Source organism: Curtobacterium phoenicis, assembly GCF_047238015.1.
Lineage (GTDB): Bacteria > Actinomycetota > Actinomycetes > Actinomycetales > Microbacteriaceae > Curtobacterium.
In genome coordinates, this window is sequence record NZ_JBDFLZ010000002.1 from 2,993,774 (window position 1) to 3,020,066 (window position 26,293).

31 protein-coding genes and 1 pseudogene are annotated in these 26,293 nt (G+C 73.4%); 14 read left to right on the forward strand and 18 right to left on the reverse strand.

Annotation, left to right across the window (positions count from 1 at the left end; all coding sequences use genetic code 11):
* Window positions 1-20: 20 nt before the first annotated feature.
* Entirely contained in the window at window positions 21-809 is a 789-nt protein-coding gene (locus ABC270_RS14255; protein WP_412881388.1) for an NRDE family protein, read from the reverse strand.
* A 42-nt stretch (window positions 810-851) separates the two neighbouring features.
* Here ABC270_RS14255 and coaBC point away from each other — a divergent pair, with 42 nt between their 5' ends.
* The 8 genes from coaBC to ABC270_RS14295 all read left to right on the forward strand — a co-directional run bounded on the left by coaBC (window position 852) and on the right by ABC270_RS14295 (window position 7,527).
* On the forward strand, window positions 852-2,129 hold the full coding sequence (gene coaBC / locus ABC270_RS14260) for a bifunctional phosphopantothenoylcysteine decarboxylase/phosphopantothenate--cysteine ligase CoaBC (protein ID WP_412881389.1): 1,278 nt from the start codon (window positions 852-854) through the stop codon (window positions 2,127-2,129).
* A gap of 74 nt (window positions 2,130-2,203) precedes the next feature.
* Window positions 2,204-2,596, forward strand: a complete 393-nt coding sequence (locus ABC270_RS14265) for a DoxX family protein (protein WP_412881390.1) — start codon at window positions 2,204-2,206, stop codon at window positions 2,594-2,596.
* On the forward strand, window positions 2,593-3,384 hold the full coding sequence (locus tag ABC270_RS14270; RefSeq protein WP_412881391.1) for a DUF2071 domain-containing protein: 792 nt from the start codon (window positions 2,593-2,595) through the stop codon (window positions 3,382-3,384). The genes ABC270_RS14265 and ABC270_RS14270 overlap by 4 nt, the downstream gene beginning before the upstream one ends.
* Complete coding sequence (locus ABC270_RS14275; RefSeq protein ID WP_412881392.1) at window positions 3,381-3,842, forward strand: DUF1810 domain-containing protein; 462 nt, start codon at window positions 3,381-3,383, stop codon at window positions 3,840-3,842. Before ABC270_RS14270 ends, ABC270_RS14275 begins: the two co-directional genes overlap by 4 nt.
* A gap of 82 nt (window positions 3,843-3,924) precedes the next feature.
* Entirely contained in the window at window positions 3,925-4,575 is a 651-nt protein-coding gene (locus tag ABC270_RS14280) for a GntR family transcriptional regulator (RefSeq protein ID WP_412881393.1), read from the forward strand.
* A 99-nt stretch (window positions 4,576-4,674) separates the two neighbouring features.
* Window positions 4,675-5,130, forward strand: a complete 456-nt coding sequence (locus tag ABC270_RS14285; protein ID WP_412881394.1) for a MarR family winged helix-turn-helix transcriptional regulator — start codon at window positions 4,675-4,677, stop codon at window positions 5,128-5,130.
* Window positions 5,131-5,411: 281 nt separating this feature from the next.
* Window positions 5,412-6,287 (forward strand): aggregation-promoting factor C-terminal-like domain-containing protein, encoded by an 876-nt coding sequence (locus tag ABC270_RS14290; RefSeq protein WP_412881395.1) that lies wholly within the window; start codon window positions 5,412-5,414, stop codon window positions 6,285-6,287.
* 94 nt (window positions 6,288-6,381) lie between these two features.
* A complete protein-coding gene (locus tag ABC270_RS14295; RefSeq protein ID WP_412881396.1) occupies window positions 6,382-7,527 on the forward strand; it encodes a low temperature requirement protein A in 1,146 nt (381 codons plus the stop codon).
* A gap of 49 nt (window positions 7,528-7,576) precedes the next feature.
* On the opposite strand, the gene ABC270_RS14300 is transcribed toward ABC270_RS14295, so the two are convergent.
* The 4 genes from ABC270_RS14300 to ABC270_RS14315 are packed head-to-tail and all read right to left on the reverse strand — an operon-like array spanning window position 7,577 to window position 9,277.
* Window positions 7,577-7,885: a hypothetical protein gene (locus tag ABC270_RS14300; RefSeq protein WP_412881397.1), complete on the reverse strand. Its 309-nt coding sequence runs from the start codon at window positions 7,883-7,885 to the stop codon at window positions 7,577-7,579.
* The gene (locus tag ABC270_RS14305) at window positions 7,882-8,523 is read right to left on the reverse strand and encodes a hypothetical protein (RefSeq protein ID WP_412881398.1); all 642 of its coding nucleotides are present in this window, start codon (window positions 8,521-8,523) and stop codon (window positions 7,882-7,884) included. Before ABC270_RS14305 ends, ABC270_RS14300 begins: the two co-directional genes overlap by 4 nt.
* The gene (locus tag ABC270_RS14310) at window positions 8,514-9,068 is read right to left on the reverse strand and encodes an RNA polymerase sigma factor (protein WP_412881399.1); all 555 of its coding nucleotides are present in this window, start codon (window positions 9,066-9,068) and stop codon (window positions 8,514-8,516) included. Before ABC270_RS14310 ends, ABC270_RS14305 begins: the two co-directional genes overlap by 10 nt.
* 56 nt (window positions 9,069-9,124) lie before the next feature.
* Window positions 9,125-9,277: a hypothetical protein gene (locus tag ABC270_RS14315; protein ID WP_412881400.1), complete on the reverse strand. Its 153-nt coding sequence runs from the start codon at window positions 9,275-9,277 to the stop codon at window positions 9,125-9,127.
* Window positions 9,278-9,526: 249 nt separating this feature from the next.
* Here ABC270_RS14315 and ABC270_RS14320 point away from each other — a divergent pair.
* Window positions 9,527-9,796, forward strand: a pseudogene (locus ABC270_RS14320) (MOSC domain-containing protein); the annotation flags it as partial.
* On the opposite strand, the gene ABC270_RS14325 reads toward ABC270_RS14320, so the two are convergent.
* Window positions 9,746-10,129: an MmcQ/YjbR family DNA-binding protein gene (locus ABC270_RS14325; protein WP_412881401.1), complete on the reverse strand. Its 384-nt coding sequence runs from the start codon at window positions 10,127-10,129 to the stop codon at window positions 9,746-9,748. The pseudogene ABC270_RS14320 and the gene ABC270_RS14325 sit on opposite strands and share 51 nt — an antisense overlap.
* A 73-nt stretch (window positions 10,130-10,202) precedes the next feature.
* Here ABC270_RS14325 and ABC270_RS14330 point away from each other — a divergent pair, with 73 nt between their 5' ends.
* On the forward strand, window positions 10,203-10,502 hold the full coding sequence (locus ABC270_RS14330; protein WP_412881402.1) for an excalibur calcium-binding domain-containing protein: 300 nt from the start codon (window positions 10,203-10,205) through the stop codon (window positions 10,500-10,502).
* Window positions 10,503-10,595: 93 nt separating this feature from the next.
* On the opposite strand, the gene epsC is transcribed toward ABC270_RS14330, so the two are convergent.
* From epsC to ABC270_RS14345, 3 genes are all read right to left on the reverse strand, one after another.
* On the reverse strand, window positions 10,596-11,180 hold the full coding sequence (gene epsC / locus ABC270_RS14335; RefSeq protein ID WP_412881403.1) for a serine O-acetyltransferase EpsC: 585 nt from the start codon (window positions 11,178-11,180) through the stop codon (window positions 10,596-10,598).
* The gene (cysK, locus tag ABC270_RS14340; RefSeq protein ID WP_290131111.1) at window positions 11,177-12,115 is read right to left on the reverse strand and encodes a cysteine synthase A; all 939 of its coding nucleotides are present in this window, start codon (window positions 12,113-12,115) and stop codon (window positions 11,177-11,179) included. The genes epsC and cysK overlap by 4 nt, the downstream gene beginning before the upstream one ends.
* A gap of 316 nt (window positions 12,116-12,431) precedes the next feature.
* Window positions 12,432-13,457 carry a dipeptidase gene (locus ABC270_RS14345; protein WP_412881404.1) on the reverse strand — a complete coding sequence of 342 codons (1,026 nt, stop codon included), beginning with the start codon at window positions 13,455-13,457 and terminating at the stop codon, window positions 12,432-12,434.
* Window positions 13,458-13,499: 42 nt separating this feature from the next.
* On the opposite strand from ABC270_RS14345, the gene ABC270_RS14350 reads away from it, so the two are divergent.
* Together ABC270_RS14350 and ABC270_RS14355 are read left to right on the forward strand one after the other, a co-directional pair.
* The gene (locus ABC270_RS14350; RefSeq protein ID WP_412881405.1) at window positions 13,500-14,093 is read left to right on the forward strand and encodes a GNAT family N-acetyltransferase; all 594 of its coding nucleotides are present in this window, start codon (window positions 13,500-13,502) and stop codon (window positions 14,091-14,093) included.
* Entirely contained in the window at window positions 14,090-14,551 is a 462-nt protein-coding gene (locus tag ABC270_RS14355) for an SRPBCC family protein (protein WP_412881406.1), read from the forward strand. Before ABC270_RS14350 ends, ABC270_RS14355 begins: the two co-directional genes overlap by 4 nt.
* 63 nt (window positions 14,552-14,614) lie before the next feature.
* Here ABC270_RS14355 and ABC270_RS14360 read toward each other — a convergent pair whose 3' ends face one another.
* Window positions 14,615-15,334, reverse strand: coding sequence for a VIT1/CCC1 transporter family protein (locus ABC270_RS14360; RefSeq protein WP_412881407.1), 720 nt, complete (start codon window positions 15,332-15,334; stop codon window positions 14,615-14,617).
* Between the two features lie 183 nt (window positions 15,335-15,517).
* Between ABC270_RS14360 and ABC270_RS14365 the strand changes: the two genes are divergently transcribed.
* Window positions 15,518-16,255, forward strand: a complete 738-nt coding sequence (locus ABC270_RS14365) for a VOC family protein (RefSeq protein ID WP_412881408.1) — start codon at window positions 15,518-15,520, stop codon at window positions 16,253-16,255.
* Here ABC270_RS14365 and ABC270_RS14370 read toward each other — a convergent pair.
* Window positions 16,215-16,706 (reverse strand): GNAT family N-acetyltransferase, encoded by a 492-nt coding sequence (locus ABC270_RS14370; protein WP_412881409.1) that lies wholly within the window; start codon window positions 16,704-16,706, stop codon window positions 16,215-16,217. The two genes, ABC270_RS14365 and ABC270_RS14370, sit on opposite strands and share 41 nt — an antisense overlap.
* A 4-nt stretch (window positions 16,707-16,710) precedes the next feature.
* Entirely contained in the window at window positions 16,711-18,114 is a 1,404-nt protein-coding gene (locus tag ABC270_RS14375; protein ID WP_412881410.1) for an LLM class flavin-dependent oxidoreductase, read from the reverse strand.
* Window positions 18,115-18,357: 243 nt separating this feature from the next.
* Between ABC270_RS14375 and ABC270_RS14380 the strand changes: the two genes are divergently transcribed.
* Window positions 18,358-19,314 carry an AraC family transcriptional regulator gene (locus ABC270_RS14380; RefSeq protein WP_412881411.1) on the forward strand — a complete coding sequence of 319 codons (957 nt, stop codon included), beginning with the start codon at window positions 18,358-18,360 and terminating at the stop codon, window positions 19,312-19,314.
* 13 nt (window positions 19,315-19,327) lie between these two features.
* Here the strand turns inward: ABC270_RS14380 and sufU are convergent, their stop codons facing one another.
* The 6 genes from sufU to ABC270_RS14410 form a co-directional block, all read right to left on the reverse strand.
* The gene (gene sufU / locus ABC270_RS14385) at window positions 19,328-19,777 is read right to left on the reverse strand and encodes a Fe-S cluster assembly sulfur transfer protein SufU (protein ID WP_412881412.1); all 450 of its coding nucleotides are present in this window, start codon (window positions 19,775-19,777) and stop codon (window positions 19,328-19,330) included.
* Window positions 19,774-21,078: an aminotransferase class V-fold PLP-dependent enzyme gene (locus tag ABC270_RS14390; RefSeq protein WP_412882103.1), complete on the reverse strand. Its 1,305-nt coding sequence runs from the start codon at window positions 21,076-21,078 to the stop codon at window positions 19,774-19,776. The genes sufU and ABC270_RS14390 overlap by 4 nt, the downstream gene beginning before the upstream one ends.
* 101 nt (window positions 21,079-21,179) lie before the next feature.
* On the reverse strand, window positions 21,180-21,392 hold the full coding sequence (locus ABC270_RS14395; protein ID WP_412881413.1) for an Rv0909 family putative TA system antitoxin: 213 nt from the start codon (window positions 21,390-21,392) through the stop codon (window positions 21,180-21,182).
* Between the two features lie 126 nt (window positions 21,393-21,518).
* Window positions 21,519-22,874, reverse strand: a complete 1,356-nt coding sequence (locus ABC270_RS14400) for a chloride channel protein (RefSeq protein ID WP_412881414.1) — start codon at window positions 22,872-22,874, stop codon at window positions 21,519-21,521.
* A gap of 122 nt (window positions 22,875-22,996) precedes the next feature.
* Window positions 22,997-25,105 carry an alpha-galactosidase gene (locus ABC270_RS14405; RefSeq protein WP_412881415.1) on the reverse strand — a complete coding sequence of 703 codons (2,109 nt, stop codon included), beginning with the start codon at window positions 25,103-25,105 and terminating at the stop codon, window positions 22,997-22,999.
* A gap of 136 nt (window positions 25,106-25,241) precedes the next feature.
* Window positions 25,242-26,225 carry a magnesium and cobalt transport protein CorA gene (locus tag ABC270_RS14410; protein WP_412881416.1) on the reverse strand — a complete coding sequence of 328 codons (984 nt, stop codon included), beginning with the start codon at window positions 26,223-26,225 and terminating at the stop codon, window positions 25,242-25,244.
* Window positions 26,226-26,293: the final 68 nt, after the last annotated feature.

Consider the following 26,293-nt stretch of genomic DNA (forward strand, 5'->3'; position numbering starts at 1 on the left):
GCCAGGCGTCCTCGGCGGGGTCAGGCGCGGTGCAGCTCGACCGAGCCGTCGAGGCGTCCGGGCTCGGTCAGGCGTGCGTGCTGCAGCACCGTCCGCTGCGGGCCGACCGCCGCGGCGACGATCGACAGCGTCGTCATGTGCCCCTCGGCCTCGTGGGTGTCGCGCAGGATGGCGTCCGGGTGGTCCGTCGGCAGGTCGGCGGAGGCGGCGAGCACGCCGAACCAGCCGCTCCAGCCGTCGCCCGCGTCCTCGCCGGCGTCCGCGGTGCGCAGTTCGTCGAAGGGTCCGAGCACCGGGGGCGCCACCGGGGCGTCGACGGCCCGGAAGGCCTCGAGCCACCGCCCGATGCGGGGTGCGGCCGGGTCGTCCGGCTCCCCGTGGGTGATCATGTGCACGCCGGGCTCGAGCACGGTCGTGCGGACCGCCGTGCCGTCCCAGGTGTCGACCTCGGCGCCGTCCGCGGTGGCGCGCACGAGGTTGAACGCCCTGGTGGTCGGCAGCGTGCCGTCGTGGCCGGGCAGGACGCCGGTGACGGCGTCGAGGGGGACCACACCGCGGGTGGTCCACGTGCCGTCCGCGCTCGGGACCGGCTCGCCGCGGTTCAGCACGACCGCGAGCCCGGCGGCGTCGGACGCGGCGAGCCAGGCACCGCCGGCCGAGCGGTCGCGCACGCCGCGGACGCCGGGGTCCCGGTCCGGCCACCAGGCGGCCGGCGGGTCCCACGGGCGCTCGGGCGATTCGTCGCGGAGGGCGAGCACCGTGACGGGCCACTCGGAACCGGGCGCGACGCGGACGACGACGGTGCACATGCGTCCGATCCTCGCACGGTCGCCGCCGGTAGCGTGACGGGTGTGAGCGCAGCAGCAGAGCACCCCCGCACGGTCGTCGTCGGCATCACCGGGGGCATCGCCGCGTACAAGGCCGTCGGGGTCGTCCGCGACCTCGTCAAGCGCGGACACGAGGTCCACGTCGTCCCGACGGAGGGCGCCCTGCGGTTCGTCGGGCTCCCGACGCTCGAGGCCCTGAGCCGGAACCCGGTCACGACGAGCGTCTGGGACGACGTCGCCGAGGTCCGGCACGTCGCGCTCGGCCGCCGCGCCGACCTCGTGGTCATCGCCCCCGCGACCGCGGACGCGCTGGCGAGGATGGCGGCGGGCATCGCGGGCGACCTGCTCGGCACGACGCTCCTCGCCACCGAGGCACCCGTCGTCGTGGCGCCCGCGATGCACCCGCAGATGTGGGAGCACCCGGCCACCCGGGCGAACGTCGAGACCCTCCGGGCCCGCGGTGTCCGTTTCGTCGGGCCGGTCGTCGGCGCCCTCACCGGCGACGACGCGGGCATCGGCCGGATGGCCGAGCCCGAGGAAATCGTCACGGCCGCACTGGCCGTGCTGGACCAGGCCGACCACCCCGAGGACGGGAGCCCGTCCACCGGGGCCGCACCGTCCCTCAAGGCCGGTGACCTGCGCGGGGTGCGCGTCCTGGTGACCGCAGGGGGCACCCGCGAACCCGTCGACCCCGTCCGGTTCGTCGGCAACCGCTCGAGCGGTCGGCAGGGCGTCGCGTTCGCGGCGGACGCGGCCCGCCGCGGCGCCGCGGTCACCCTCGTCGCGGCGAACGTGGACGCCGGGCTCACCCACGACCTCGGCGTCGAGGTGGTGCCCGTCGGCTCGGCCCTCGAGCTCGCCGACGCCGTGCGCGCCGCGGCCAACGACGCGGACGTGGTCGTGATGACGGCGGCGGTGGCGGACTACCGACCGGCCGAGGTGCACGCCGAGAAGCTCAAGAAGGACGCGCAGGGCGACCACCTCACCCTCGAGCTCGTGCGCAACCCCGACGTGCTCGCCGAGCTCGTCGCGAACCGGCGCACGGGGCAGATCATCGTGGGGTTCGCCGCCGAGACGGAGCCCGACCGTGCGGCCCGGGTCGAGCTCGGGCGGGCGAAGATCGCGCGGAAGCCGGCGGACCTCCTGGTCGTGAACCACGTCGGGTGGTCGTCGGGCTTCGAGCGCGAGGAGAACGCGATCGAGGTCCTCACCCCCGGGGGCGAGGTCGTGCGGGAGACCTCCGGGACGAAGGCCGAGGTCGCGGCTGCCGTCCTCGACCTGGTCGCGACCGCGCTGGCCTGACGCGGTGCGCCGCCGGCGTGGAGTGCCCGAGCGCTCGCTGCTCGCTCCGAGGGAGCGACGAGCACGATGGGGCCATGCGACGACGTGAACGCACCAGACGCGCCAACCGTACCGCTGCCGCCCTCGCCGTCGTGCTCGGTGGCGCCGGTGTCACGCACTTCCTCCGCCCCCGCACGTACGACCGGATCGTCCCCGACGCGCTCCCGCCCCGCCTGACGACCCTGCTCTCCGGCGTCGCCGAACTCGGCGTCGCGGCGGGACTCGCGGTGCCCCGGACGCGTCGTGCCGCGGGGTGGGCAGCGGCCGCCCTGTTCCTCGCGGTCTTCCCCGCCAACGTCACGATGGCGAAGGACCTCCTCGACTCGCCGCGGTCGACCCGGGCGATGCGGCTCCTGTCGGTGCTCCGGCTGCCGCTGCAGGCGCCCCTGGTGTGGTGGGCGGCCCGAGTGGGCCGGCACGGCGGATGAGCGAGGAGCGCGCGGCGGTCCCGCTGCTGCACCGGCCGGTGACCGTGCACGCGTGGGAGGACGTCGTGTTCGCGCACTGGCGGCACGAACCGCAGGTCCTCGCGCGCATGCTCCCCCGCGGGGTCCGGCCGGACGTCGTGGACGGCAGCGCCTGGGTCGGGCTCTCCGCCTACGTGTTCCGCGAGACGCGGGTCCCGCCGTTCCCGCCGTCGGGGCGGCTCGGTTCCATGACGGAGGTCACGATCGAGGTCCTGACGATCGACGTCCACGGGCGGCACGGCGTCGCCTACCGGACCGTCGACACGGCCAACGTGCCCGCGATCGTCGCGGCGCACGCGCTCCTCGGCGTCCCGTACACGTTCGCGCACGCCGGCTCACGACGTCGCGGCGACACCGTCGCGCACCGGTCGGTCCGGCACACGAACCGGGCGCTCCACCCGTTCCGCGCGGCTCGGGCGTCGCGGCTCACACCGCCGGACCGGCCGGGAGGCACGCCCCGCCCCCGGCACGCCGCCGCGGTCCGCGTCGTGGCCGGTCCGGTCACGACGGCGCCGCTCGCCGTCGAGCTCACGACACGTGCGGGCATCCACGCGCGGCACCTCGCGCAGACGGTCTTCTGGCAGCGGCAGCACCCGCCGCTCACGATCCGGTCGGCGCAGGTCGAGGAGCTGTCCGGTGACCTGCCCGCGGCCGTGGGGATCCCGGGACTGTTCGACCGCGCTCCTGACTCGGCGCTCGTCGTGGACGCGACGACGGTCCGGTACGCCTGGGGGGACGTTCTGCGGTGACCGACCACGACCACGACCTCGTCCGGTTCGTGACCGCGCAGGAGGGCGTGCACGAGACCGCGCTCGCCGAGCTCCGCGCCGGCCGCAAGCGCTCGCACTGGATGTGGTTCGTGTTCCCGCAGCTCGCCGGGCTCGGTCGCAGCCCGACCGCACAGCACTTCGGCGTCACGGGTGTCGAGCAGGCGACGCGGTACCTGGCGGACCCGGTGCTCGGCCCGAGGCTGCTCGAGGCCGTGGCGGCGCTGACGGAGGCTCCGGCACCGTCGGCCGAGGCGCTGCTGGGCGGCATCGACGCCGTCAAGGCCCGGTCGTCGCTGACGCTCTTCGCCCGGGCAGCGGCGGACGCCGGACCGTTCCGCGCCGCGCTCGACCGCTGGTACGGCGGTGCGGAGGACCCGGTCACCCTGCGCCTGCTCGCCGACGCGGGACCGGTACTCCGTTCGTCCGGCGACCGCTGACCGTATATCAGGTACGGTGATCCGTACGGCCGTACCCGGAGTGTCGGTCGCACGACGAGCAGACCTCGAGGAGGGTCCCCCGATGCCGGTCCCCACCAGTGCACCGACCGAGCACCAGCTGCTCCGTGACACCGTCCGCGCGAAGATCCACGACGCGATCATGGACGGCACGCTGGAACCGGGTGAGCGGCTCAACGACGACGAGCTCATCGCCTGGCTCGGCGTCTCCCGCACACCCATCCGCGAAGCCCTCAGCCAGCTCGCGCGCGCCGGACTCATCGAGATGGCGCCGAACCGGTACACGCGGGTCACCACACCCAAGCCGGACGAGGTGGTCGAGGCCCTGCAGACCCTCGGCGTGCTGTTCGGCGGTGTGGTGCGGCTCGCGGTCCCCCGCCTCGGAGCCGCTTCGCGGAAGACGATCCTCGCCGCGCTCGACAAGACGATCGCCGAGTTCGAGGCCCACGACGTCGCCGCGGTGAACCACGACGCGCTCGACGTGTTCGGCCGGTACGTCGCCGAGTGCGGCAACGCCGACCTGCAGCGCGTGTGCCGCGACACCACGGACGGACTCGGGTTCCGCCTCCGTCTGCCGAACCTCGACGAACTCGTCGACTGGGACCGGATGACCGAGGAGTTCAAGCGGCTCCGGGCGGCGACCGAGGCGGGTGACAACGTCGCGGCAGAGCTCGCGACCGAGGCGATCCACCTCCTCCCGGGCGAGAAGCGCTGAGGATCCTGTGCACCCGGACAGGAACGCCCGCACCGGTCGCTCCCAGCCTGCCCGGTAGCATCTGGACGACCCCCTGAGAGCCGAACCCGGAGGCCACCCATGAGCGCTCGCGAGCCCGACCGGACCGCCATCGCGGCCCGACTCGCGGCAGCGGTCGGACGCATCAACCGACGCGCCCGCACCGACTCCGCATCGCTCGGGTACGGCATCGTGTCCGCGCTCGCGACGATCGAGCGCGAGGGACCCTTGCGACCGGGCGACCTGTCCCGCCTCGAGGTGGTCACGAAGCCCACCATGACGCGGATCCTGACCGAGCTCGAGCAGCGCGGGTTCATCGAGCGCGAAGCCGATCCGCGGGACGGCCGGGCGTTCATGGTGAGCGCCACCCCGGCAGGTGTCGCGGCGGTCGAGGAAGCCCGCTCCCAGCGCACGGGGATCGTCGCCGAGCTCATCCACGACCTCCCCGCCGCGGACGTCGACGCGATCGCGAACGCGCTCGACGTCCTCGAACGCATCGCACAGGGTGAGCGCACCCAGGAATCTCCCACCTCCTGACGGCGGATCGGTCCGTTACCGAACCGTTACCAACGGGTGGACGGACGGTTCTGCCAGTGTTCCTGGACGCGCTGCCCAGCGTGACGCGTCATCGTGTCGGCTCCGCCACGGCGTGACCTCCCCACGGTCACCGGAGGGCGGGCGGACGGGCCCCACACCACCGTCCGGGCCTCACCCGACTCGCGGACCTCCGACGGTTCCTCCGTCCCCGACTCCCACGCCTCCCCCACCCCGGCGTGCCGGGAACGGTCCGCGCCCGAGTCGGCCGACCACCGGAACCGATGAAGCGACGCACCACCGAACTCCCCACGACCACCGCCTCCACCCGACGCGAGGCCCTCGACTCCCCCTCCCGCCGTGTCCGACGTGCACTCCGCAACCGGACGACCGTCATCGCCGCGGGCGCCGCCGTGCTCGCGGTCGCCGGCAGCGGTGTGCTGGTCGGGACACAGCCCGCACTCGGCGAGGCCCTGGGTGTCCCGACCGCGAGCGCGACGCCCGCTCCCGCGCTCGACGGAACCGCGCTGGACCGTGCCCAGGCGCAGGCGACGATCTCCAGCGCCCAGGTCGTGCTCGCCGACGCGAACCACAAGACCGACACGGCGACGCTCGAGCGGCGCGTCGACGCACTGGACGACTACCGGAAGCTCTCCGGCGCGGCGCTGACCAACCGGATCGCGTCCACCGTCGCCGCCACCCAGCAGGTGGCGGAGGCGAGCGCCGCACAGGACAAGTCCGACGTCGACGCGCAGCGTGCCGCGGCCGAGGAGGCCGCAGCCGCGAAGGCGGCAGCAGCGAAGGCCGCAGCCGAAGCCGCCGAGCGGGCGCGGCAGCTCGCTGCGGGCAACACCGTCGCGGGTGCGAAGGCGACCGCCAGCTCGCTCGCGTCCTCCCGGTACGGCTGGGGCTCGGACCAGTTCCAGTGCCTCGACAACCTCTGGACGAAGGAGTCCGGGTGGGACTACCGCGCCGTGAACAGCAACGGCGGCGCGACCGGCATCCCGCAGGCGCTCCCCGGGTCGAAGATGGCGACGATGGGCTCGGACTGGCAGACCAACGCCACCACGCAGATCAAGTGGGGCCTGCAGTACATCGCGGACGCCTACGGCACGCCGTGCGCCGCGTGGGGGCACTCGCAGGCGTCGAACTTCTACTGATCCTGCGGATGTGACGGCCTGGAGGCCCGTGGCGGACCCGCCACGGGCCTCCAGGCCGTCTTCACCGCGGCCCGGGTGCGGTAGGCATGTCCCCGTGACCACCATCGGACTGCGCCGCATGGCGCCCCGTGACCCCACAGAGGCGCACCGCGCGGCGAGCCCGCTCGAGCTGCTGTTCGACCTCGTCTTCGTCGTCGCGGTCGGGTTCGCAGCGACGAACCTGCACGAGATCGAGGCCGAGGGAAACGTCACCTCCGCGATCGTCGCCTACGCGTTCGTGTTCTTCGCGATCTGGTGGGCGTGGATCAACTTCACCTGGTTCGCCACGTCGTTCGACACCGACGACTGGCTCTACCGCGTCACGACGGTCGTGCAGATGGCCGGCGTGCTCGTCCTCGCCGCCGGGGTGCACACGCTCATGGTGGACGGCGACTCCTCGATCGTCGTCGTCGGGTACGTCGTCATGCGACTCGCGCTCGTCGCCCAGTGGCTCCGCGCCGCGGTGTCCGCGCCCGGGTACCGCCGGACCGCGCTCCGGTACGCCGTCGGGATCGTCGTCGTCCAGGTGCTCTGGGTGCTCACCCTGGCCGTGCCCGAGACCGCGCGTCCGTGGGTGGTCCCGGTGCTGGTCCTGCTCGAGGTGCTCGTGCCGCCGTTCGCCGAGCAGGGGACGCGCACGACGCCGTGGCACACGCGGCACATCGCGGAGCGGTACTCGCTCTTCACGCTCATCGTGCTCGGCGAGGGCCTCGTCGCCTCCGCGAACGCGGTCATCGACGGCATCGCCCACACCGACCACCTCGGGCCCCTGCTCGTCCTCGCCGCCGCCGGCCTCGTGATCGTCGTCGGCATGTGGTGGATCTACTTCTCCCGCGAGCAGCACGCGCACATCCGGTCGCTCCGGACGGCGCTCGTGTTCGGGTACGGCCACTCCGTCGTGTTCGCCGCCGCCGGAGCGCTGCCGGCCGGGATCGAGGTGGCCGTGAGCGCCGACGCCGGCCACGCGGACTTGTCACACCGCGCCGTCGCGGCGACGATCACCGTCCCGGTTGCGCTGTTCGTGCTGGCGATCTGGGGACTCGCACTCCGGCCGTCGCTGTCCGTCGGCAGGAACGTCCTCGTGGTGGTGCTGGCGCTCGGGATCGCGGCGTCGGTCCTCGTCCCCGAGGTGTCGGCCGTCGTGACCGCGGTCCTCGTGGCGGTGATCGTCGTCGTGCTGGAGGTCGCGGACCGGCGCTGAGCCAGTTCGCCCGACCCGCTCGACGTCCGGCGCGGCGATCCGGACCGTGTCAGCCGATCCGGGCCACGCGGACGTCGACCCGGCTGAGGGCCAGGCCGTGCGCGGTGGCGACCGCGAGCGCGGCGACGTGGGCCTCGTGCGCGGTCTCGGGCGCCGGTCGGGACAGGTCGGTGCCGATGACGATCCGGAGCACGTCGCCGTCGAGCACGACCCGGCTCGGGGCGGTCCTGGCCGCGATGCTCTTCACCGCGGACACGGCGCTGCCGAGGGTGGGCCGAGCGCGGTAGAGGTCGGCGACCCCGGGGACCTCGAGCACGGCGGCCTCGACGGCGGCCAGGGTGTCGTCGGCGGGGCTCATGCGTCCTCCTCGGGGTCGGCGGCGGGGTCGTCGGCGTCCTGTGTGCGAGGCAGCAGGTCACGGACGACGACGTCGACCGAGTCGACCACGAGGTCGGTCTGGTCGGCGAGGACCCGAGCGACGGTCTCGCGCACCTCGGACGCGACCGTGCGGATGGTCGCGCCGGACCGCACCGCGATCTCGACGACGACCCGGACCGGTGCGCCGAGCTCGGTCACGTCGCCCTCGAGCGTGCAGCGTGCGATGAGCGCATCGTCGACGCCGTCACCGGCGCTGCGCACGAGGGAGCGGATGGCGCCCTCGGTCATCACCGGACGCTCGGTCGGTGCTGCGGGACGGAGCGGGACGTCGCGACCGGCCCGGGCCTCGAGCGAGATGTTCGCGAGCACCCCGCTCACCCACGACTCGTCGGCCGGGGCCTCCTCGGCGGCCGCGGCCTCGAGCGACCCGAGGGACGTCTGCCGGAGTCGGACCAGCGCAGCGAGCGCGTTCTGGCACGCCGGGGAGTCGTCGATGGTCGGGTCGGCGGGCTGCATGCCCGCGTCGAGGTAGTCGGCCAGCTCGTCGATCGAGTGGCCGTCGAGGTCGTCGGGTTCGAGGGACTCGAGCCGGACGTGCTCGGGGTCGGTCATCGCCATCCCTCCATGAGACGGATCATGTTCTTCCGGGCCCGGGACAACAACCCGCGGACGGTCGACACGGGCAGGTCGAGCTCCTCGGCGATCTGGTCGTAGGAGTACTCGAGCACTTCCTTCATGAGCCAGCACCTCCGCTGGGCCTCGGGCAGCTCGGCGAGCGCGGTCTCGACGGCTTCCTCGCGGGAGCGTGCTTCGGCGACCCGCTCGGGAGCGTCGTCGGACGGCGCCTCGACCTCGATCTCGGTGACGTCGTCGTGGAACCGCCGGGCGCGGATGCGGTCGATGCACTTCCGGCTGAGGATCCGCATGAGCCAGGACTTGACCTTGGTCTGGTCCTCGAGGCGGTCGAGCCGGTCCCAGGCGGTGATGAACGTCTCCTGCACGACGTCGTCGAGCTCGTCGGTCGACCCGAGCGTGCGGCGTGCGTAGGCACGGAGCAGGGGCGTGTAGCGGCGGATGAGGACCTCGAACGCCCGGACGTCACCGTCGGACGACCGGCCCGCGAGGACGGCGTCGTCGAGGTCGGTGAGGAGCTGGTGGGGCACGGGATCCTTCTACCGGGGTCGGGTGGGGTCTTCCTGAACACGTGCGACCGCACCGCTCACCGGTCACCTGCACGGAACGCGTGCGCCGAGGTCACCCGGAACGGACCGACCGGGCGTGCGGTGAGCGAACGGACCCGTGCCTGGGCGAGCAGGTGCGTCCGCGGGGTGCGGTGCTGCGGGGCGGTGGGCGGGTTCCGGGTGTCGGTCATGGTCGTTCCTCCTCGGGCCGTGGTGACGGCCTCCACGGATGGGACGGACCGTCACGACACTTCGTCACGCGCGGTGCCCGACTCCTGCCGGTGAGGTGCGGTGCGGCATGCTGGTGCGGTGCCGCTGGTGACCGCCGTCTGCAGCGTCGATCGGCTCCTGCCCGACTCCGGCACGATCGGGGTCACCGCCATCGACGACCGTCCCGTCGAGGGTCCGGTCCGGTCCGCCCCCGCGGCCTGTACGCGGACGTGCAGGCCGATCGCAAGCACCACGGCGGCGAGGACCAGGCGGTCTCCGCCTCCGCGGACGAGGACGCCGCGTCCTTCGCCGACGCGCTCGGTCGCGACGTCCCACCCGGACGCTTCGGCGAGGACCTGCGCACGAGCGGCCTCGACGTCACCGGCGAGCGCTGGCACGTCGGTGACACCCTCGTCCTCGAGGTCACGATCCCGCGCATCCCGTGCGCGTCAGTCCGCGAGCGTGCGACGGACCGGGTCGATCGGCCGCTTCGCGCGCGGCAGCCCGGCGACCACGAGGTCGTAGGCGTTCGCGACGAGGTCCTCGACAAGGGTCTCGTCGATGCCGTCCCCCGGCGCGAGGGTGATCCAGTGCCGCTTGTCCATGTGCCAGCCCGGCGTCACCTCGGCGAGGTCACGGACGAGTGCGGCTCCGTGCGGCGGGGCGCACTTCAGGTTGACGATCGGGACGCCCCGCAGCTCGGACGTCATGACGAACATCTTCCCGACCACCTTGTAGACGACGGCACCCTCGCCGAACGGCTGCGTCTCCTCGGCGGCGGGGAGCGCCATCGCGGTCCGCGCGGCGACCTCGTGCAGCGTTGCTCCGTCCATGCCCCCAGCATGCCCGACACTGAACCCCGATCGGGGGTGTGAGTGATCCTCGTGCTGGGCCTATCCTGAGCGGATGCAGATGACCCGAACCCTCAGCATGGCGGCCGCGAGCGTCGTCCTCGCCGCCACCGCCGTCGTCGGCGGCGCCACGGCCGCGCAGGCCGCCCCGACCGTCTACAAGAACTGCGACGCCGTCCACCGCGTGTACTCCGGCGGGATCGCGAAGAAGTCCGTCACGAAGAACAAGGTGACCTCGGCCGGCAAGGTGACGTACCGCGCGCTCAAGGGCACCGTCAAGAAGGACGACAAGCTCTACGCGGCCAACAAGAAGCTCGACCGCGACGCCGACGGCATCGCCTGCGAGAAGAGCTGACCCCACCACCCACCGGACGGGGCCGGCGCGCACGGAGCGCGCCGTGCCTCCCGTCCGGGACGACGACCGGGGTGGCCGGGATCCGGCAGGACGTCAGAGCGGGGGCACGCCCTCGTGCCCGGAGCGTGGTCTGGCCGTCCCGGCCACGCCGGTGACCACCGATCCCGGCGGCACGTCCTTCGTGACGACCGTGTTCGCACCGACGACGGAGTCGGCGCCGATCGTGATCGCACCGATCAGGGACGAGCCCGCACCGAGCACCACGCGGTCCCCCACCCGCGGGTGCCGCCGAGCGCCGGGACCGTGTTCGCCGCCGCGCCCACCGAGCGTGACGCCGTGGAACACCACCACGTCGTCGCCGACCACGGCGGTCTCCCCGATGACGACCCCCATGCCGTGGTCGATGAAGAACCGGCGACCGATGCGCGCACCCGGGTGGATCTCGATGCCGGTGACGGACCGGGCGACCTGCGCCACGACCCGAGCGGCGAACCGCGACCCCGGCAACCCGCGGGCGAGCCACAGCCGGTGCGTCAGCCGGTAGGTCCAGATCGCGTGCAGACCGGAGTAGACCACCGCGTTCTCGAGGTCTCCACGCGCCGCGGGGTCACCGCGGCGTGCTGCGGCCAGGTCCTCCCGGACGGTCCGCAACACGCCGCGCCGTCGGACTGACGTCACGCAGTGAGCCCCTCGAAGAGCACCGTCGACAGGTAGCGCTCACCGGTGTCGCAGACGATCGCGACGATGCGCTTGCCGGCGTTCTCGGGGCGCGCGCCGACCTCGATCGCGGCGTGGATGATCGCGCCGGACGAGATGCCGGAGAGGATGCCCTCCTGCGTCCCGAGGTCGCGCGCCACGCGCAGGGCGTCGTCGAGCTCGACGTCGAAGACCTCGTCGATGACGCTGCGGTCGAGGACCTCGGGCACGAAGTTCGCGCCGATGCCCTGGATCTTGTGCGGGCCGGCCTTGCCCTCGGTGAGGAGCGGCGAGTCCTTCGGCTCGACGGCGATCACCTGGACGCCCGGCACCCGTTCCTTCAGGACCTGGCCGACGCCCGTGATCGTCCCGCCGGTACCGACGCCCGCGATGAACACGTCCACGTGGCCCTCGGTGTCGCGGAGGATCTCCTCCGCGGTGGTCCTCCGGTGGATCGCGGCGTTGGCGGGCGTCTCGAACTGGTGCGCCAGGATCGCTCCCGGCGTCTCCTCGACGATCTGCTCGGCGCGGGCGACGGCACCCTTCATGCCCTCGGGGCCCGGGGTCAGGACGACCTCGGCGCCGTACGCGCGGATGAGTGCCCGACGCTCGACGCTCATCGTCTCGGGCATCGTGATGACGACCCGGTACCCACGGGCTGCGCCGACGAGGGCGAGCGCGATGCCGGTGTTGCCCGACGACCCCTCGACGATCGTGCCGCCCGCCTGCAGCTCGCCGGACTCCTCGGCTGCGTCGATGATCGCGACACCGAGTCGGTCCTTGACGCTCGCGCCGGGGTTGTAGAACTCGAGCTTCGCGAGGATCTCGGCGCTGCCCTCGCGCGGCAGCCGGTTGAGCCGGACGAGCGGGGTGTTCCCGAACGCCTGCGAGATGTTGTCGTGGATGGTGCCGCTCATCTGGGCTCTTCCTCCGGGTCGGGCCGCGCCGCCGTCGATGGCGGTCGGGCGTGCGTGGCGCTCCTGCGCGCGTGCAGGACGAGCCTACCGAGGGGCCCCGGACCTCCGCCGTTCCGTGACGCTGGTCGCGAGGCGCCGCCGGCCGCGGCCCGCGGACCCCGGCCGCGGAGACGTGTCGCCGCCGCGGAGACGTGTCGCCGCCGCGGAGACGTGTCGCCGCCGCGGAGACGTGTCGCCGCCGCGGAGACGTGTCGCCGCCGCGGAGACGTGTCGCCGCCGCGGGCTAAGGCATCCGACGGGCCGACGCCGCTGCTCGTCAGCGCACGCCCACGGTCCGTCCGAACGCCTCGTCCGTCGCTTCGAGCGCACGGAGCACGTTCCCTCCGGCCAGCGCCCGGAGGTCCTGCTCGCCCCACCCGCGGCGGACGAGTTCCTCCGCCAGGACCGGGTACCGCGACACGTCCCGCAGGTCCGGCGGCAGCACCGGCGTCCCGTCGTAGTCGCCTCCGATCCCCACGTGCGCGACGCCGGCGACGTCCCGGGCGTGCTCCACGTGGTCCGCGACCTCCGCCACGGTGACGAGGGGCGCCTCCCCCACCGACCCGTCGGCCTCCCAGTCGGCGTACGCCCGCGACACGAAGGCCGGCACGAACGTGATCATCACGACGCCGCCGTTCGCCGGCAGCCGCTCCAGGACGTCGTCCGGCACGTTCCGCGGGTGGTCGCACACCGCCCGGGTGGACGAGTGGCTGAAGATGACCGGGCAGGTCGCGACGTCGAGCGCGTCGTGCATCGTCGCCGCCGCGGTGTGCGAGAGGTCGACGAGCATGCCGAGCCGCTCCATCTCCGCCACGACCTCGCGCCCGCGGTCGGTGAGTCCGCCGTGCGGGTGCGAGCCGGTCGCCGAGTCCGCCCAGGGGGTGTCGTCGTTGTGCGTCAGCGTCATGTACCGGACCCCGAGGCGCGCGAACGACCGCAGGACGGCGAGGTCGTCGCCGATCGAGTGGCCGCCCTCGGCACCGAGCAGCGACGCGATCCGGCCGGCGTCCACCGCCGACCGCACCTCGGCCGCGGTCCGGGCGAGCGCGAACGCCTCCGGGTAGCGCTCGACGATCCGGAGTGCGAGGTCGATCTGCTGCAGCGTCGTCCGGACGGGGTCGGGCTCGGAGCACGGCACGAACACCGACCAGAACTGTCCGACGACCCCGCCCGCGCGGAGCTTCGGTACGTCGGTGTGCAGCGACCCCTGCTCGGTGTCGATCCCGTCGACCCCGGAACCGTGGCCGTCGCGCCGCTCCCAGGGCAGGTCGTTGTGGCCGTCGATCACCGGGAACGCAGTCATCCGGCGACGGTACCGCAGCCGGCCCCTCGCTAGGCTCGCCGCATGGATCCCGTGACGCTCAGGACGGACCGCCTGGTGCTCTCGCCGCCGGAGCGCTCCGACGCCGACGCCGTCATCGCGTACGCCACGGACCCCGACGTCATCGCGTACACCCCGGTGCCCGTCCCGTACGGCCACGCCGAGTTCGTGGAATGGCTCGAGCGGTGCCGCGCCGGGTGGGAGTCCGGCACCCGCCTCGCCTGGGCGATCCGTCGCCCGGAAGACCCGCGTCTGCTCGGCACCGTCGAGCTGTTCGGCATCGCGGACGGCTCCGCCGAGGTCGGTTACGCCGTGCACCCCGACGGTCGCGGGCACGGCTTCACGACCGAGGCGGTCGCCCGCGTCGTCGACTGGGCCTTCGCCGAACCGCCGCACGGTCTCGCACTCGTCCGGGTGCAGTGGCGTGCGATCGCGACGAACCGCGCATCCGCCGCGGTCGCCCGACGCGTCGGCATGTCGTTCGAGGGCCTGCGCCGCTCGGGGAGCGTCCACCGCGGCCGGCGGCACGACGAGGCGCTCGCCGCGGTCCTCCGCGATGACGACCGGTCCGCCCCGCAGGGTTGGCACGCCGCCCCGGACGACCGGCCCGCCACGTGACGGTCCGGTTCCGGCTCGACACGCACCTCGACTGCCCGCCCGAGCGTGCGTTCGCGCTGTCGCTCGACATCGGTGCGCACGAACGCTCCCTCGCCGGGACGGGCGAGCGCGCCGTCGGCGGCGTGACGAGCGGTGCGATCGGCCTCGGCGAGACCGTCACGTTCCGCGCCCGCCACCTCGGGTCCGTCTGGCGGCTCACGAGCCGCATCACCGCCCTGGAGGCACCCCACCGGTTCGTCGACGAACAGGTGCGCGGGCCGTTCGCGCGGTTCCGGCACGAGCACCGCTTCGAGCGCGCGGGCACCGGCACGCGGATGGTCGACGACGTCGTCGTCACGGCACCCCTCGGGCCGCTCGGGCGGCTCGCCGAGGTCCTCGTCCTGGACGGCTACCTGCGACGGCTCCTGTCGACGCGCAACACCGCGCTCGCGGCCGAGGCGGCCGCCTCCGGGTCCTGACCGAGGCGGCCGCCTCCGGTGCCTGGCGAAGGCGCTGGCCCCCGGGCCGGGTCGAGGCGCCCGTCAGACCGCGTGCGCCCCCAGCAGCGCTCCTGCCGCGTAGGTCGCGGCGAGTGCCAGTGCTCCACCCACGACGACGCGGATCGTCGCTCGACCCCGCGGAGCCCCGCCGAGTGTGGCCCCGGTCGCCCCGGTGACGGCGAGCGCGACGAGGACGGCCACGACCGTGACCGCCACCCGGACGGCCTCGGGCGCGAGGAGCATCGCGAGGAAGGGCAGCGCCGCCCCCGTGGTGAAGGTCGCCGCGGACACCCAGGCCGCACGCCACGGGCTGACGACCTCGTCCTCGGCGTCGCGGAGCGCGGCGGCGGCCCGTCGCTGCCGGACCTCGGGTCGGACCAGCTCGGCGGCGACGGAGGACGCGACCTCGGGTGCGACACCGAGCTCCCGGTAGTGCGCGGCGATCGTGTCGGCGTCCTCGGACTCGGCCTCGAGCTGCGCCTGCTGTGCAGCCTGACCGGTGCGCTGGGCGTCGCGGGCACCGCTCACGGAGACGTACTCGCCGAGGGCCATCGACACGGCTCCGCCGACGAGCGCCGCGGTCCCGGCGGCGATGACCGGACCGGTGCCGGCACCCGCCCCGGCGACCCCGACGAGCACCGCGGCGACGGACACGATGCCGTCGTTCGCGCCGAGCAGTCCGGCGCGCAGCCAGTTGAGCTTCGCGGCACTGGTGGCGTCGTGATCGGTGGCGGGGAGCACGAGGTCGGTAGCGGTCGACATGCGACGAGGATGCCACCGTCCAGCGCGTCGCGCCAGCAAGGTGAGGCTGCCCTGACCTGGGGTTTTGCGGTGAGGACACCCTTACCTGAGCAGGCCTGCAACGTGTGCGGCAAACCGCATCCTTCTCCGCACCGGAGCCGGACGCGGCGGGGCGTGGAAACCCCGCGCTGTCAGACTCGAGCAATGGGCAGGGGATTCAGGATCGACCACGTGGGCGTCACGGTGCCGGACATCGACGCAGCCACGGCGTTCTTCGCGGCGGCGCTCGACGCCGTCTTCCTCTACGACGTCCGGTGCCGGACCGAGGAACCGCGGAGCACCCCGGAGGTGCACGGCTACCTCGGGATCCCCTCGACCATGGCGCAGGGGGCCATCCGGATGCTCGCGCTGCCGGAGGGGCCCGGACTCGAGCTGTTCGAGTACCTCGGGCCGGACCAGCACGCCCCCGCGACCCCGTCGGACCTCGGGTGGCAGCACGTCGCGGTGTACGTGGACGACATCGACGCGGCGCTCGAGAAGGTCGAACGTGCGGGCGGTGTGCGGAACTCCGACCCGCGAGCGCTCCGCGGCGTCGAGGCCGGCGAGGGCAACCGTTTCGTGTACACCCGGACCCCGTGGGGCTCGACGCTCGAACTCGTGAGCTACCCGACCCCGCAGCCGTACCTCCTCACCGCACCCCGCGCGAAGTGGGAGCCGTGGCCCGTTCCCGAGGACGCGCAGCGCGAGCCCGTCGCGGCACTCCGGACGGCGGTCACGACGTGGGCGGGCGAGTCCCCGTTCCGCCGCGGCGGCGTCGACGCCCTGCGCCCCGAGCCGACGCCGCACTGGACGGCCGCCGTCGTCGGTGCGTGGCGAGCAGCGGTCCAGTTCGGGACCGCCGTCACGACCCGGCGACCCAGGCGCGCGTCGATCGACCGCTGAGCGGGTGCGCGAAGGGCTCGCCCGACGGCCGGAACCCGGCACCGCGGTAGAGCCGGACGGCGGGGGCGTTGTCCTCGAGTGCGTGGAGGACCACGCGCGGGTGCCCCGATCGGCCTGCCGCGGTGACGGCGGCCGCGAGCAGCTCCCGGCCGACACCCCGCCCCTGTGCCCGGGGTGCCACGGCCAACAGCGACAGGTACGCCGCGTCGGCCGGGTCGCCGGCACCACCGGTGCCCGGGGCCGTCACCAGCACGAAGCCCGCGATGCCGTCGACGTCCTCGGCGACGACGAGCGCGACGCGGTCCGCACCGAACTTCGCGGTCGCGCGTCGGCGCACCGCGTCGGACTCGGGCAGGCCGTCCCGGACGGCGACGGCGGACACCCAGAGGTCCGTGCAGGCAGCGTCCTCGTCCTCCGAGGCCACACGGAGGACGAAGGACGGGACGGTCACCCGGTCAGCCTACGACCGACCGCTCGCCGATCCGGTAGCCGGCGCCGCGGTGCTCCTCGGGCAGCCGGTCCCCGCGGCCGTGCAGCTTGTGCCGCAGCGACCCGTCCTGGTACCCGGACGGGTAGACGCCACGCGCTCGGAGCTCGGGCACGACGAACTCGATGACGTCCTCCCAGGTGCCCGGCGTCACGGCGTAGGCGAGGTTGAACCCGTCGACGTCGGTCTGCTCCTGGATCCGCTGCAGGGTGTCCGCGATGGTGGCACCGGAGCCGACCGCGACCGGTCCCAGTCCGCCGATCGCCGTGTGCCGTGCCAGGTCGCGGATGGTCCACTTCGACCCGTCCGTGCCCTCGGCCGCCGAGATGTTCGCCGCCGCCGACTGGATCGCGTTCGACTCGACGTCGCCGAGCGGCTCGTCGAGTTCCCACTGCGCGAGGTCGACGCCCATCCAGCCGGAGTTGAGCACGAGCGCGCCCTCCTCCGACGCGTACGACAGGTAGTCCTCGTACTTCGCCTGCGCCGCCTCGTCGGTGGCGTCGGTGATGACGGTGAGCAGCGAGTAGACGCGCGCAGCGTACCGGTCGCGACCAGCTGCCTCCAGGGCGTCCCGGATCTTCGTGACCGTCGCGGCCAACTGCGGCAGCGTCGGTGCCCCGACGAACACGGCCTCGGCGTTCTCGGCCGCGAAGCGGACGCCCCGCGGCGACGCCCCTGCCTGGTAGATGACGGGCGTGCGCTGCACGGACGGCTCGGAGAGGTGGATGCCCGGGACGTCGAAGTGCTTCCCGTGGTGCTCGATCGGGTGCACCTTGGCCGGGTCGGTGAAGACGCCGGTCTCGCGGTCCTCGACGACCGCGTCGTCCTCCCACGAGCCCTCCCACAGCTTGTAGAGGACCTCGAGGTACTCGTCGGCGACGTCGTAGCGGTCGTCGTGGGACAGCTGGTCCGTCTGGCCCATGTTCCGTGCGGCGCTCGGCAGGTACCCGGTCACGACGTTCCAGCCGATGCGGCCCTTCGTGAGGTGGTCGAGCGTCGACATGCGTCGGGCGAACGGGTACGGGTGCTCGTAGGCGGTGCCGGCGGTGATGCCGAACCCGAGGTGCTCGGTGACGGCGGCCATCGCGGAGACGAGCAGGACCGGGTCGTTCACCGGGACCTGCGACCCGGTGCGGAGCGCCGACTCGTTCGAGCCGCCGTAGACGTCGTAGGTCCCGAGGACGTCCGCGATGAAGATGCCGTCGAACGCGCCACCCTCGAGGATCTTCGCCAGGTCCGTCCAGTACGACAGGTCGTTGTAGTGCCGCGAGCGGTCACGGGGGTGGCGCCACAGCCCGGAGGACTGGTGCGCGACGCAGTTCATGTCGAACGCGTTGAAGCGGATCTGCCGGGCTGCGCTGTCGGTCGTCACGGTGGCGACGCTACGGAACGGCGGGCGCGTCCGCCACGGACGTTGCGTCGTGTGACACGCCCGGCGGGGAGGGACGGGTACTGCCCGTGGAACGACCGGCCGGGAGGCGCGGGTGCTGCCCGCCCCACCGGTCGCGTCCGGTGCGTCCAGCGGATCCGCGCGCCGACCTGCGAGCACCGGTGCGCTGTCCGCCCGCCGAACGGTTGCTGAGCGCGAGCGCGCTCGCCACGGCAGGATGCAGGGGTGCCCCAGACCATGCAGCGCACCCGGTGGTCCGCGACGACCCGGGACCCGGCCCAGGCGTCGGAGCAGCTCCGGACGCTCCCCGACCTGCGTCGCGTCGACGTCGATCCCGGCGCCGGCGAGTTCTCGTTCGACGTGCGTCGGCGCGGGACCGACCTGCTCTCCCTGTGGTCCTCCGCGTCCTCGGGCGACGTGCACGGCGAGGTGGTGGCCGACTCCGCGATGGTCCTGTTCTGGCTGAAGTCCGGCAGCGGCGCCGTCGACGACGACCACGACGTGCCGACCGGCCGGCCGTCGCTGTTCCGCCACGACCCGCAGCACGTCCGGTGGACCGGGTACGAACTCGACCTCATCCGCATCGACCGCCGGACCGTCGAGGAGGTCGCCGCCGAGCGGGGCGCCTGGCGACCAGGGCCCCTGCGCTTCCAGCCCCACCACATCCCGGAGGGACCGGCGCTCGCCGCGTGGTGGCTCATGGTCCGTACGGTGGCCGCCGAGGTGCTCCGCGGCCCGTCCGTCGTCCCGGAGGCCCGTGAGCGGGAACTGACGCGCTTCGCCGCCGGCGGGCTCCTCACCGCGATCCCGCACTGGCCGATCGGTGAGCAGGGGCCGCCGCCGACCGCCGCCGCCGCCCGCTTCGCCCGTGCCGAGGGGTTCCTGCTCGACCACGCCTCCGAGCAGATCTCGGTCGAGGACGTCGCCGACGCCGCCGGACTGAGCATCCGCGGCCTGCAGGAGGCGTTCCGGCGGCACCACGGCATCACGCCGACGACGTACCTCCGCCGCATCCGCCTGCTGCTGGCCCGCGAGCAGCTCGAGTCAGGCGAGGCGGACAGCGTCGGGGACGTGGCACGCGCAGTCGGGTTCGGCCACCTCGGCCGCTTCGCGAGCAGCTACCGGGCGGAGTTCGGGGAGCTTCCGCGCGAGACCTGGTCCGCCTCGCGGCGGGGGCGCTGAGCGCGACGACGCGTCAGGTCGCGTCGGACGCTTCGCGGGCCGCTGCCTCGGCGGCGACCCACGCGAGCATGCCGCACTTGACCCGCATCACGAACTTCGAGACACCGTGGAACGCCACGAGGTCCTCGAGGACGTCCTCGTCGGGTTCCCCGGCGCCACGGGAACGCATCATCTCGCGGAAGGTCTCCGTGAGTGCGAGGAAGTCGGGAACGGTCCGCCCGGGGGCCATGTCGGTCAGGACCGACGCGGACGCCATCGAGATCGAGCAGCCGTCGCCCTGCCACGCGAGCTCGGCGATGCGGTCGGTACCCGGGTCGAGCCGGACGCGCACGGTGATCTCGTCCCCGCAGGTCGGGTTGCGCTCGAAGTGCTCCGCGTCCGCGTGCTCGAGCGGGCCGTCCCCGTGGCGCGCCTTGGCGTGGTCGAGGATGACCTGCTGGTACAGCGAATCGAGCGCGTTCACCGGGCGTCCGTCCCGTCGGCTCCGAAGTACCCGCGGATCTCGCTGACCGCCCGCACGAAGCGGTCGACGTCCGACTCGGTCGTGTACACGTACGTGCTCGCCCGGGTCGTCGCGACGAGCCCGAGGCGGCGGTGCAGCGGCTGGGCACAGTGGTGCCCGCTCCGGACGGCGATGCCCTGCGCGTCGAGGTACTGGGCGACGTCGTGCGCGTGCACGCCGTCGACGTCGAACGACACGAGTCCCGAGCGGGGCACCCCGGGCGGCGGCCCGACGACGCGGATCCCCGGGACGGCTGCGAGGCCGTCGAGCATGCGCTGCGCGAGGTGCTCCTCGTGCGCGCGGACCTGGTCCGGGCCGATCCGTTCGAGGTACCGCACGGCCTCGGCCAGCGCGACCGCCTGCGAGACCGGCTGCGTGCCCGCCTCGAACCGCTCGGGGGCGGGCATGTACTCGCTGGACTCCATGGTCACGGTGGTGATCATCGAGCCGCCGGTGCGGAACGGCGGCAGCGCGTCGAGGAGCTCTGCGCGGCCCCAGAGCACGCCGATGCCGTTCGGCCCGAGCATCTTGTGCCCGGAGAACGCGGCGAAGTCGACGCCGAGCCGCCCGAGGTCGAGTGCCCGGTGCGGTGCCGACTGGCAGGCGTCGAGGACGACGAGCGCACCCTTCGCGTGGGCGAGCGCAACGACCTCGGCGACCGGGGCCACCATCCCGGTGACGTTCGACACGTGGGCGAAGGCGACGACCTTCGTGCGGTCGCCGATGCGCTCCGCGGCGTCCGCGGCGGACCAGGTGCCGTCGTCGGCGACGGGGATCCAGCGCAGCGTCGCGCCGGTGGTCGCGGCGAGTTCCTGCCAGGGGACGAGGTTCGCGTGGTGCTCGGCCTCGGTGACCAGGACCTCGTCACCGGGGACGAGTCGGAAGCGTTCGGCAGCGGCCCCGCCACGGCCGTGGCTGGCGTTCGCGAAGCCGTACGCCACCAGGTTGAGGGCGTCGGTGGCGTTCGCCGTCCAGACGACCTCGCGCGGCGCAGCGGCACCCACGAAGCGCGCGACCGTGGCGCGGGCGTCCCCGTAGGCGTCGGTGCTCAGCGCCGCGAGCGTGTGCGCACCCCGGTGGACCGCAGCGTTGTCCCGCTCGAGGAAGACGCGCTCGGCGTCGAGGACCTGCACCGGGCGCTGCGCGGTCGCCCCGGAGTCGAGGTAGGCGAGCGGCTGGCCGTTCACCTCCTGCTGCAGGATCGGGAAGTCCGCCCGGATGCGGAGCACCTTGTCCTCGGTGAGCGGTGTGCTCGGTCCCACGATGGTCACGGTCGGTCCTCCTGGTGTCGCCGGTTCGGACAACCCGTCAATCGTGGTCGTTGTTCCCATCGACGTCCAGTCGGACCGCCGTGGACCCGCTGCTACTCGTTGCCGACGTGCTTGTCGGCCGTGTCGCGCGCGCTGTCGATCTTGTCGTCGAACTTCCCGCCGGTGGCCTTCTTCACCGCGTCGGCGACACCGTCGAGGATCTTGTCGCTGACGCCCTCGGCCTTCTCGCTCTTCAGGGCGTCCTGCACCTTGCCGTCCTGCAGGAACTGCTGCGCCTTCTTGGTGATGTCGTCGAACCCCGCCATGACCGGCTCCTCCACTCGGGCGGAGCCGTGCGCCCCGCGTGCGGCCGATGGTAGGCGGTCGGGACGGCGGTGTCCGGGCCACGGGTGGAGGCGGGAGCACCGGCACGACGGCGGTGACGGGCTGCGTCAGGCCATCTGCGCGCTGCGACGCCGGGCGAGCACGTAGGAGACCGCGACGGAACCGGCGACCGCGAGCAGGGACGGCACGAGGATGTCGGTGCCCTGCTGGGTGAACTCCACGACGAGCACGAGTGCCGTGAAGGGCGCCCGCATCGTCGTCGCGAGGAACGCCGCCGCCCCGACGAACGCGAACGCCGCGAGCGACGTCGAGTCGACCGGCCAGAGCAGCAGCCACAGTCCGCCCAGGCCACCACCGATCGACGACCCGATGGCGATCGACGGCGTGAGGGTGCCCCCGACCGCGCCGGCCCCGATCGTGACCGCCGTGGTGGCGGTCTTCGCGATGCCGAGGACGAGCAGGAGCAGGACCGGCACGAGTCCGACCACCGACGCGTCGTCGAGCGAGGCGTTCATCGCCACGACGCCCAGTGCCCGGCCGTTGCCGAGGACCTCCGGGAACGGCACCGCGATCAGCCCGACGAGCGCGAACGCCACGGGGAGCACGACGAGCAGGAGCCACCCCTTCGGAGCGGTGCCCTGCAGCCGGTTCGTCAGCTTGACGAAGCCGACCCCGGCGAAGCCCAGCACCGGCCCGACGATCACCGACCAGACGAGGAGCGACTCCGACATCGGCATCGCGGGCACGTGGTAGAGCACCTCGTCGGGGATCACGAGCCGCGCGGTGAAGGCGGCGATCGCACTCGTGGCGAACGCCGGCAACGCGGTCGCGAAGGTGAGCTCGCCGAGGAGCACCTCGACCGCGAAGAGAGCTCCGCCGAGCGGCACGTCGTACACGGCGGCGAGACCGGCCGCGGCACCGCACGCGACGAGGATCCGCGTCTCGCGGGCCGTGAGACCCGCCCGGACGGTCACGAGCTGGGTGAGCCAGGCACCGAGCTCCCGCGGCGCGACCTCCTTCCCGATCGACCCGCCGAGGCCGACCGCGAGGATCTGCACGCCCGCGTTCGCCACGGTCGAGAGCGCGGGCATCCGCTTGCCGGCGACCGCGGCCGTCACCGCCACCGTGGGCTTCGCCCAGCGTCGGAGCCCCCACCACGCCACCGCGGTCAGCACGCCGGCAGCGGTGACCGCGAGGAAGCGGCGCCACCCGGAGTCGGCGTCCGCCGCCTCGAGGTGACCGCCGTACGGGAACCCGAACGCGACGAACTGGATCAGCTGGAGCGCGAGCCACACCGTGATGCCTGCGATCCCGCCCGCGACGCCGACGAGCGCGGTGACGACGGCGATGCGGAACGCCCAGACCGGGGTGGCGTGACCGCGGTGCGCCGCCCCGCCCGTCGGTGCGGCGCGACCGGCAGGGGTCGTTCGGCCGACAGGGGTGTCGTGACCGGTGCGCGGCATGACAAGGAGCCTACCGAGCACCGGCCGCGCCGCGGACCGACGTGACGCTGGACGATCGGCCACGTCCGACCACCTCGACGCCGGGTGCCGGCACGCCCCGCCCGCCGCGCGCCGCCGACGCGTCAGACCGCCGTGACGCGGAACGGCACGACGGCGTCGGCCGGCAGGTGCGGCGGCTGGACCCCGACCGTCGTGAGCACCCGACCGGAGAACTCGCGATCGCCCGACCACCACGCCGGTGCCGTCAGCCCGTGCAGCTCGCCGACGACGACCGGATCGACCCGGTAGCGCGTGTCCGGGTCGAGGTCGCGGAACCGGAGCCGACCGGTGTTCGACACGTCCGCCCATCCTGTGCTCGCCAGGAAGAACGCCGCGCTCCGCCGGTCGGGTGCGACGGTCCCGTACACGAGCCGGGTCGGCTCGACCTCGTCGATGCGGACCAGGTCGCCGCCGTGCAGAAGCGGCCGGAGCTCCTTGTACAGCGCGGTCCACGCGGCGAGGTCACGGAGCTCGTCGTCGGTCGCGCGGGCGAGGTCCCACTCGATGCCGAGGTGCCCGACGAGCGCGGTCCCGGCCCGGAAGGCGAGGTCGTGGTACCGGCCGGTCGTGTGGTTCGTCCCGCTCGCGATGTGCGCGCCGAGGAGCTCCGGCGGGAGGAGCTGCTGCGTCCACCGGTGCATCCGCTGCCGCTCCGACGGGTCGATGCAGTCGGACACCCACACGCGGTCGGTGTGCTCGATCACCCCGAGGTCGACGCGGGCGCCGCCGGACGAGCACGACTCGATCTCGAGCGCCGGGAAACGCTCCTTGAGCGTGGCCATCAACCGGTAGGTGGCGAGGGTCTGCTCGTGCACGGCCGCTCCTCCGCCGGGGAAGCCCGCCTCGACCAGGTCCCGGTTGTGGTCCCACTTGACGTAGTCGACGCCGTACTCGCCGATGATCGCGGTCATCCGCTCGAGGACGTACGCGAACGCCTCGGGGATCGCGAGGTCGAGCACCTGCTGGTCACGGGAGCGCACGGGCAGCCGGCCGTCGGCCTGCATGATCCACTCGGGGTGCGCCCGTGCGAGGTCGCTGTCCTCGTTCACCATCTCCGGTTCGAACCAGAGCCCGAACTGCATGCCGAGGCCGCGGACGCGGTCGACGATCGGACCGAGTCCGTCCGGCCAGACGTCCTCGTCCACGTACCAGTCGCCGAGCCCGGCGTGGTCGTCACGGCGGTGTCGGAACCAGCCGTCGTCGAGGACGTACCGCTCGACACCGAGTGCCGCGGCGCGCTCGGCGAGGTCCGTGAGCCGGTCGAGGTCGTGGTCGAAGTAGACGGCCTCCCAGACGTTGATCGTCATCGGCCGCGGGGTCGACGGGTGCTGCGGGCGTCGGCGGAGCCAGCGGTGGAAGCGTCGCGCCTGGTCGTCGAGGCCGTCGCCGTACGCGAACCACACCCACGGCGTCCGGTACGACTCCCCCGTCCGGAGCCGGACCTCGCCGGGCAGCAGCAGTTCCCCGCCGCCGACGACCTGCCGGCCGGTCGACAGCCGCTCGGCGAGGTGCCGGTGGTTGCCGCTCCAGCCGGTGTGCACGCCCCAGACCTCGCCGTGGCCGAACCCGAACCCCGGCTCCCCGACCGAGAGCACGGTCGCGGCGTCCGGTCCGGTGCGTCCGCGACGGTTGTCGCGCTCGTGCGTCCCGACGTGCAACGTGCTCCGCTGCGGGGTCCGCTCGCCGCCCCACCGGCCGGCGAGGTCGAGCACCTCGCGGGCACGGTCCGGGACCGGCAGGGCGAGGTGCACGTCGTCGAGCGTGTAGGTGCCCTCGCCGGTGTTCGTCACCTCGGCGCGGGTGCGGACGAGCCCCGAGGAGGTCAGCTCGACCTCGAGGACGACCGCGAGCCCGGCGGTCTCGTCGGTGCCGCGTGCGACGACGGCGGAGTCGCTGACGTCCAGTGCGGACACCGCGAACGCCGGCGACCAGTCGCGCCCGTCGCGGTGCCCGGAGACGCCGGGACGGCCGTTCCAACCGCGGTGCGGCTCCGGCAGGACGGCGAGGCGGACCGGGACGTCGGCCTCGTTCGGCGCGACGACGGCGACGTCGGCGGCCGCCAGCGCGGCGAGGTCGTCCGGGGACACGTCGCCGAGGGCGGCGCCCCAGTGGACGACGGCTGGGAGCGCTCCCGGAGAACAGTCGAGGACGAGGGAGACGCCCTCGGCGGTGAGGTGGACGACGTCGGTCATGCTGACGACCTTGGCGGGGATCGCATGCGACACGCAAGCGCGGCGTGCGGTCGCACACACGACCGGACGACGGACGGGAGGCCCGTGGCGGCGCCGCCACGGGCCTCCCGTCCGTCCCGTCACCGGTCGTGGGCCGTCAGAACCAGCGCTTGACCTTGAACACGACGAAGAGGATCGCGGCGAACAGGATCATCGCGAGGATCGACAGCGGGTACCCCCACGTCCACGACAGCTCGGGCATGTGCGTGAAGTTCATCCCGTAGATCGCCGCGATGAGCGTCGGCGCGAAGAGGATCGCCGCCCAGCCGGAGATGCGCTTCGTGTCGTCGTTCTGCTTCTGCGCGGCGAGCGTCGAGTCGACCGTGAGGGCGTTCTGCAGGAGCTGCCGGAAGGTGTCGAGCCGCTCGACCGTGCGGATCGCGTGGTCGAGGACGTCCCGGAAACGGCGCTGCATCTCGACGGGCAGGTGGTACTTCTCGGCGCCCCGGTGCAGGTTCTCGATCATGTACACGAGGGGGCGGGCGGCCCGCTGGAACGCGACGACCTCCCCGAAGAGCTCGTAGATGCGCTTCGACACCCCGGGGACACCGGCGAAGAGCTGGTCCTCGATCTGGTTGATGTCCTCCTCGAGGCCGTCGATGACCGGAAGGTAGCCGTCGACGATCGAGTCCATCAGCGCCCAGAGCTGCGCCTGCGGACCCGCCGTGACGAGCCCGGGCTTGCCACTCATGCGCTGCAGGGCACGCGGGACGGCCTGCGGACCGCGGGGATCCGCGGGGACCACGGCCAGGAAGAAGTCCTCGCCGACGAAGGCGTGCACCTCACCGAACTCGACCTCCTCCCTCGCGTCGTGGTAGACCGCGGGCTTCAGCACGACGAAGAGCGTCGTGCCGTACCGCTCGAGCTTCGGCCGCTGGTGTCCTTCGGCGGAGTCCTCGACCGCGAGTTCGTGCAGGCCGAGTGCGACGGCGACGTCCCCGAGCTCCTCGGCGTCGGGCTGGTGCAGCACGATGCAGGCACTCGCACCCTGCTCCTCGAGCATCCGGAAGGTGTCCGGGAGCGACGGGCACGCGATCGGTGCGATCTTGTCGACGTACACGGTGTTCAGCTCCACGCTCACGTCCCCCACCGTACGCAGGACGCGCAGGGTGGGCGCGTACCGTCCAGGTCATCAGCATGCTGACGAAA

Coding starts and splice junctions, on each gene's coding strand:
- ABC270_RS14400 (WP_412881414.1), bottom strand. CDS start 22,874: ATGCCGCGCACCGGTCACGACACCCCTGTCGGCCGAACGACCCCTGCC.
- cysK (WP_290131111.1), bottom strand. CDS start 12,115: ATGAGCGGCACCATCCACGACAACATCTCGCAGGCGTTCGGGAACACC.
- ABC270_RS14345 (WP_412881404.1), bottom strand. CDS start 13,457: ATGACTGCGTTCCCGGTGATCGACGGCCACAACGACCTGCCCTGGGAG.
- ABC270_RS14285 (WP_412881394.1), top strand. CDS start 4,675: ATGAGCGCTCGCGAGCCCGACCGGACCGCCATCGCGGCCCGACTCGCG.
- ABC270_RS14305 (WP_412881398.1), bottom strand. CDS start 8,523: ATGGCGATGACCGACCCCGAGCACGTCCGGCTCGAGTCCCTCGAACCC.
- ABC270_RS14280 (WP_412881393.1), top strand. CDS start 3,925: ATGCCGGTCCCCACCAGTGCACCGACCGAGCACCAGCTGCTCCGTGAC.
- ABC270_RS14365 (WP_412881408.1), top strand. CDS start 15,518: ATGGGCAGGGGATTCAGGATCGACCACGTGGGCGTCACGGTGCCGGAC.
- ABC270_RS14330 (WP_412881402.1), top strand. CDS start 10,203: ATGCAGATGACCCGAACCCTCAGCATGGCGGCCGCGAGCGTCGTCCTC.
- ABC270_RS14395 (WP_412881413.1), bottom strand. CDS start 21,392: ATGGCGGGGTTCGACGACATCACCAAGAAGGCGCAGCAGTTCCTGCAG.
- ABC270_RS14255 (WP_412881388.1), bottom strand. CDS start 809: ATGTGCACCGTCGTCGTCCGCGTCGCGCCCGGTTCCGAGTGGCCCGTC.
- ABC270_RS14270 (WP_412881391.1), top strand. CDS start 2,593: ATGAGCGAGGAGCGCGCGGCGGTCCCGCTGCTGCACCGGCCGGTGACC.
- ABC270_RS14360 (WP_412881407.1), bottom strand. CDS start 15,334: ATGTCGACCGCTACCGACCTCGTGCTCCCCGCCACCGATCACGACGCC.
- ABC270_RS14325 (WP_412881401.1), bottom strand. CDS start 10,129: ATGGACGGAGCAACGCTGCACGAGGTCGCCGCGCGGACCGCGATGGCG.
- ABC270_RS14265 (WP_412881390.1), top strand. CDS start 2,204: ATGCGACGACGTGAACGCACCAGACGCGCCAACCGTACCGCTGCCGCC.
- ABC270_RS14315 (WP_412881400.1), bottom strand. CDS start 9,277: ATGACCGACACCCGGAACCCGCCCACCGCCCCGCAGCACCGCACCCCG.
- ABC270_RS14350 (WP_412881405.1), top strand. CDS start 13,500: ATGGATCCCGTGACGCTCAGGACGGACCGCCTGGTGCTCTCGCCGCCG.
- ABC270_RS14405 (WP_412881415.1), bottom strand. CDS start 25,105: ATGACCGACGTCGTCCACCTCACCGCCGAGGGCGTCTCCCTCGTCCTC.
- ABC270_RS14300 (WP_412881397.1), bottom strand. CDS start 7,885: ATGAGCCCCGCCGACGACACCCTGGCCGCCGTCGAGGCCGCCGTGCTC.
- ABC270_RS14290 (WP_412881395.1), top strand. CDS start 5,412: ATGAAGCGACGCACCACCGAACTCCCCACGACCACCGCCTCCACCCGA.